The sequence below is a fragment of the Mycobacterium sp. genome (assembly GCF_049585075.1).
Taxonomy (GTDB): Bacteria; Actinomycetota; Actinomycetes; order Mycobacteriales; family Mycobacteriaceae; genus Mycobacterium.
Genome location: NZ_JBAUZA010000449.1, coordinates 1 through 4,291, shown reverse-complemented (window position 1 = coordinate 4,291; position 4,291 = coordinate 1). Strand labels below are relative to the sequence as shown.

The following is a 4,291-nucleotide window of genomic DNA, read 5'->3' as shown; positions in this document are numbered from 1 at the left end:
GGCCTCGCTCACCGATGCGGCCCGAGCTGAGATCGAACGGTTTGTGGCGCAACCGCGCGTGGTGGCTGTCGGCGAGACCGGGATGGATCTGTATTGGCCGGGCCGGCTGGAGGGCTGCGCGGAGCCGGCGGTGCAGCGGGAGGCCTTCGCGTGGCATATCGACCTCGCCAAGCGGGCCGGTAAGCCGCTGATGATTCACAACCGGGAGGCCGACGCCGAGGTGCTCGATGTGCTGCGCGCCGAGGGGGCGCCGGACACGGTGATCTTTCACTGCTTTTCCTCGGGCAGTGACATGGCGCGCGCATGCGTCGACGCCGGATGGCTGGTCAGCCTGGCCGGGACGGTGAGTTTCCGAAACGCCCGTGAGCTGCGCGAAGCGGTCCCGCTGATACCTGTGACGCAGCTGCTGGTGGAAACCGACGCACCATTTTTGACGCCCCATCCCTACCGCGGGGCGCCGAACGAGCCCTACTGCCTGCCTTACACTGTTCGGGCGCTGGCCGAACTCATTAATCGGCCGGCCGACGAATTGGCCGAGGTCACCACCGGCAATGCCGCCGGAGCGTACGGGTTGGCCGCAAGGGGTTAACAGTCCGTTAAGGCCCCTTAAATCAGTGCCGCGGAGTTGCTCTATCTAGGCCGGTTCGTTACCGTCTTGTGATCGAACGGTGGGGCCCCCTGGGGCCTTTTGCTATGTGACGGAACGGTTGCTGAAGTTGTCGAGGTCGGGGATACACGCGCGTTGAACGTACTTACGAAACTCCATCAGGCTCCCTCACCGGCTTTGCGGCTTTTGGTCGCGGGTCTTTTGCTGGTCTTGGCATTCGCCGGTGGCTACGCGGTAGCCGACTACAAGACAGTGACGTTGAGCGTCGACGGAACTGCGATGACCGTGACCACCATGAAGTCGCGGGTGATCGACATCATCAGGGAGAACGGGTTCAACGCCACCGAGCGTGACGACCTCTATCCCGCTGCCGGTGAACGAGCTCGCAACGACGAGAACATTGTGTTGCGGCGCAGCCGACCGCTGCAGATCTCGCTGGACGGCCAAAACGCCAAGCAGGTGTGGACCACGGCGTCGACGGTCGACGAGGCGCTGGCTCAGCTGGCGATGACCGATACGGCTCCTGCCGCCGCCTCGCGAGGCAGCCGTGTCCCGTTGGCCGGGATGGCCCTGCCGGTCGTCAGCGCCAAGTCGGTCGAACTGAACGACGGCGGCGCGGTGCGCAACGTGCACTTGGCCGCGGCCAGGGTCGGCGACCTGCTGGCCGGCGTCGGCGCCCCGCTGTTGCAAAGTGACCAGGTCACTCCCGGCGCTGCCGCACCGGTGATCGACGGCATGCACATTCAGGTGACTCGTAATCGCATCGAGAAGGTCACCGAGCGGGTGCCGCTGGTTCCGCCCCGCAAGCGGATCGAGGACCCGGAGATGAACATGGACCGCGAGGTCGTCCAGGACCCGGGCACCCCCGGCACCCAGGATGTGACGTTCGCGGTTTCCAAGGTCAACGGCGTCGAAACCGGCCGGCTGCCGGTTGCCAGTCACATGATCACACCCGCGCGTGAGGCGGTGGTGCGGGTCGGTACCAAGCCGGGCACCGAGGTTCCGCCGGTCGGCAACGGAGAAATCTGGGATGCCATCTCGCGTTGCGAGGCCGGCGGAAACTGGGCGATCAACTCCGGAAACGGCTACTACGGTGGCGTGCAATTCGACCAGAACACCTGGGAGCGCAACGGTGGACTACGGTTTGCTCCCCGCGCCGACATGGCGACCAGGGAAGAGCAGATCACCGTCGCCGAGGTGACGCGGGCTCGCCAGGGTTGGGGCGCGTGGCCGGTGTGCAGCGGAAGAGCGGGTGCGCGCTGACCATCCGGTTGCTCGGGCGCACCGAGATCCGAAGGCTGGCCAAAGAACTCGAATTCCGGCCCCGTAAATCGTTGGGACAGAACTTCGTCCACGATGCGAACACGGTCCGTCGGGTGGTGTCGTCCTCCGGGATCAACCGGCACGATCACGTCCTAGAGGTTGGACCCGGTCTGGGCTCGCTCACCCTGGCGCTGCTGGACCGCGGCGCCACGGTCAGCGCCGTTGAGATCGACCCGGTGCTGGCGGCCCGGCTGCCGAAGACCGTTGCCGAGCATTCACACAGCGAGATTCACCGGCTGACCGTGCTCAACCGCGACGTGTTGTCTCTTCTGCCCGCCGATCTGCCTTCCGAGCCGACAGCGGTGGTGGCCAACCTGCCCTACAACGTCGCGGTTCCGGCGCTGCTGCATCTGTTGGGAGAATTCCCGTCGCTGCGGACCCTGATGGTGATGGTGCAGGCCGAAGTCGCCGAACGACTCGCGGCCGAGCCTGGCGGCAAGGAGTACGGCGTTCCCAGCGTCAAGGTCCGCTTCTATGGGCAGGTCCGTCGGCACGGCACGGTGTCGCCGACCGTCTTCTGGCCTATTCCCCGCGTGTATTCCGGGTTGGTGCGAATCGACCGGCATGCGAACCCGCCCTGGCCGACCGACGCGGCCTTCCGTCATAACGTGTTCAACCTCATCGATATCGCATTTGCTCAGCGGCGCAAGACATCTCGCAATGCGTTCGTCGAGTGGGCAGGGTCGGGCAACGAGTCGGCGAGTCGGTTGCTGGCCGCCAGTATCGACCCGGCGCGCCGCGGCGAGACGCTGACGATCGACGAATTCGTGCGGCTGTATCAGCGCTCGGGTGAACCGGGCGGCGCCAGTGCCCCCAGTGTGCCTGCCCTGCGACAACGGCACGCCCCCGCAAGCTAACCGCACGGGGGTGGGGTTTGGCCGTCGCGGGCGATAAAGTCGCGTGCGATGCCGATGGACCCGAACACCGCTGCTCAGTGGGTGCCCACTGGGTCGGTTAGCGTTCGGGCGCCCGGCAAAATCAACCTCTACCTCGCCGTCGGCGATCCGCGCGACAACGGCTATCACGACGTGACGACGGTCTTCCACGCGGTTTCCCTGGTCGACGAGATCACCGTCCGCAACGCTGACGTGCTCTCACTTGAGATCAGCGGCGAAGGTGCCGGTCAGCTACCCCTCGACGAGCGCAATCTGGCGTGGCAGGCCGCCGAACTGATGGCTGACCACGTCGGCCGGGCGCCTGACGTGTCGATCGCCATCGACAAGTCAATCCCGGTCGCCGGCGGGATGGGGGGCGGCAGCGCGGACGCGGCGGCCGTGCTGGTCGCGATCAACTCGCTATGGGAGCTCGGGGTGCCGCGCCGCGATCTGCACATGCTGGCCGCGAAGCTGGGCAGCGATGTCCCATTCGCGCTGCACGGGGGCACCGCGCTGGGTACCGGCCGCGGCGAGGAACTGGCGACGGTGCTGGCCCGTAACACCTTCCATTGGGTGCTGGCGTTCGCCGAGGGCGGCCTGTCCACCCCGACGGTGTTCGCTGAGCTGGACCGGCTCAGGGAAGTGGGGAAGCCGCCGAGGCTCGACGAACCCGGTCCGGTGCTGGCGGCGCTGGCAGCCGGCGACCCGGAGCAGCTGGCGCCGCTGCTGGGCAACGAATTGCAGGCGGCCGCGCTGAGCAAGGATCCGGCCCTTCGCCGAGTCTTGCGCGCCGGCGTCGAGGCGGGCGCGCTGGCCGGAATCGTGTCGGGTTCCGGACCGACATGTACGTTCCTGTGCCGGTCGGCGCCCGCTGCGGTGGACGTTGGCACCGAGCTCTCCGGCGCGGGGGTCTGTCGCACTGTGCGTGTCGCCAGCGGGCCGGTGCACGGCGCCCGGGTGGTGCCCGCACCCGTCACCGGTGTGTGACATTGGCCCGATTGCGCCGCTGAGTTTGGCAGTTACTTAAGAGGAGTTTAAGATGTTCGGCGGTGACGAATACCGGTCAAGCAACGTGCCTGGTTCTTCCGCCCGCCGATCGTGTCGGCGGGCGATGTATGAACCGCGCGAACTCCGCCAGCCGCCGTGTCCTCGCCGCAGCCGCAACGTTGCGTGAGGTTACTGCTTCATCACCGTTTCGAGACGAAATTGCTCCCCAATTGTGGGCGTGCGGGTGCACCAAAGTGTGCATGACCAGGGGCAGCATTAGACGCTGGGCGTTGGCGCCGGAACCGAGGAGGCTACCGTGAGCAGGTTTACCGAGAACATGTTCCGCAACGCTCATGAGAGCGTCAAGGGCATGGTGACCGGCGAGCCAGACAAGCCGGTTCGGCACACCTGGCTTGAGGTCCATGAGCGTGCCCGCCGGGTGGCCGGCGGCCTGGCGGCGGCCGGCATCGGCCACGGCGACGCGGTCGGTGTCCTGGCC

4 protein-coding genes and 1 pseudogene are annotated in these 4,291 nt (G+C 66.8%); all 5 read left to right on the top strand.

The window, feature by feature from the left end; translation table 11 throughout:
• A partial coding sequence (locus WB785_RS21310; RefSeq protein WP_424081559.1) for a TatD family hydrolase occupies nucleotides 1-589 on the top strand: 589 nt, incomplete at its 5' end.
• 153 nt (nucleotides 590-742) lie between these two features.
• Nucleotides 743-1,870 (top strand): transglycosylase family protein, encoded by a 1,128-nt coding sequence (locus tag WB785_RS21305; RefSeq protein ID WP_424081557.1) that lies wholly within the window; start codon nucleotides 743-745, stop codon nucleotides 1,868-1,870.
• Complete coding sequence (gene rsmA, locus WB785_RS21300) at nucleotides 1,834-2,787, top strand: 16S rRNA (adenine(1518)-N(6)/adenine(1519)-N(6))-dimethyltransferase RsmA (protein WP_424081555.1); 954 nt, start codon at nucleotides 1,834-1,836, stop codon at nucleotides 2,785-2,787. Before WB785_RS21305 ends, rsmA begins: the two co-directional genes overlap by 37 nt.
• 48 nt (nucleotides 2,788-2,835) lie before the next feature.
• Nucleotides 2,836-3,792 carry a 4-(cytidine 5'-diphospho)-2-C-methyl-D-erythritol kinase gene (locus WB785_RS21295; protein WP_424081553.1) on the top strand — a complete coding sequence of 319 codons (957 nt, stop codon included), beginning with the start codon at nucleotides 2,836-2,838 and terminating at the stop codon, nucleotides 3,790-3,792.
• Between the two features lie 316 nt (nucleotides 3,793-4,108).
• Nucleotides 4,109-4,291, top strand: a pseudogene (locus WB785_RS21290) (long-chain fatty acid--CoA ligase); the annotation flags it as partial.